This is a genomic window from Chryseobacterium sp. 14P4.3.2 (assembly GCF_057799275.1).
Map to the genome: position 1 here is coordinate 1 of NZ_JBYOKO010000049.1, position 1,398 is coordinate 1,398.

The following is a 1,398-nucleotide window of genomic DNA, read 5'->3' on the forward strand; positions in this document are numbered from 1 at the left end:
TAGTTATGGTCGGAAGAAATTCCGACCATATTTTTTGTGTTTATGTTTTGAAGACTTTAGCAGGATCACCACCTGCAAAAAGGATTAGAATGGCAGTAATCATATCGCGAAGTTCCATAGTAATGCGTCTCTTTGCCGTTTTGTATCCTAAGTCGTTTGCTTTTTTGTAGATCAATAACAACATAGAAGCGATCATCGTCATATAGACCATCACTTCAATTCCGTTTTTATTAAGTGAAACAAGATGACTTAAATTGAGCTCTTGTTTCATAAACCTGAAGAACACCTCAATATCCCATCTTTTACGGTAATAATCCGATATTTCTTTGGCAGAAAGTTCAAATTCGTTGGTGATAAACCAGAACTCTTTGTCTGTCTTTTCGTTTTTTATGACCATCAGCCTAAAATGTGTTTCCACTTTTTCTTCCCGATGATGGATGTTTCCACGTTTGTTTTGGATGGGTTTTCCCGTGTAAAGTTTTACCTTACTGTCTTTAATAACTTTCCAGCTATCCCATTCTACAGTACTTTCCGGTTTAAGAAAAGATTCGATCTCTTCAAATTTTCTGTTTTCTTTAGAGCGAACAATAAATTTTATATCTTTTTCTTCAAATTCTTTTATGGTTCTGGTGGATTGTAAGCCCCGGTCTATGATATAAATATTATCGTGGTGTTCTTCTTTTTTTACCTGCTTCAAAATAGCCTCAGCAAGAGCATTGTCTTCTGTCGAATACTTTTGCCCCGTAAAAATCTCTACTGCCGATGGTAGAACTCCATCAAAGGAAAAACTGAATTTTACCAATTTTTTACCGCTTTTCTGATCGATGCCTTCCTTAAGCTTATTGCAGGTATCGGCAACAATAGTACTGTCAACACGGATTAAGTTATATTTTTCGATTTCGGTCCTGGGATAAAGTTCCGAAAATTTTCCGTACATCTGTTCATAGATTTCTTTGAAATAATTAGAATCGATTTTTGAAAGCCGCTCTGAAATCGAACTCCTGCGGACTTTTTCCTCTTCTCCCAAGCCAAATAATGCCTTAAATCCGCTGCTGTTAAAAGTATCTTCCAAAGTTCTCTGACTTAATTTTTCGTTATCGAAAATACAGAACAAAAGCAAGTAGAACATTTTTTTGCCATGCAGAACCTTACTGTAATAATCTACTTTAGTAGTAGCAGAAAGATGGCTTAAAAGGGCTTCGGGAATAAATTCTAAAACATTTTTAAGTGATATCTTGTGATCTTTAAAAACTGACATAAACAATTGATTATCAGTAGCAAAGATACAAAAAAACAAACAATAAAACAAATTAATTAACTGATAATCAGTTAATTAAAACAATAATATTGAATGTCTAAAAACAAAAAGTCGGAAGAAAAATCTTCCGACCATGACTA

At 34.1% G+C, this 1,398-nt stretch carries 1 protein-coding gene; it reads right to left on the minus strand.

Annotated elements, in window-relative coordinates; all coding sequences use genetic code 11:
* Positions 1–40 precede the first annotated feature (40 nt).
* On the minus strand, positions 41–1,258 hold the full coding sequence (locus tag AC27VX_RS23675; RefSeq protein ID WP_488698429.1) for an IS4 family transposase: 1,218 nt from the start codon (positions 1,256–1,258) through the stop codon (positions 41–43).
* Positions 1,259–1,398: the final 140 nt, after the last annotated feature.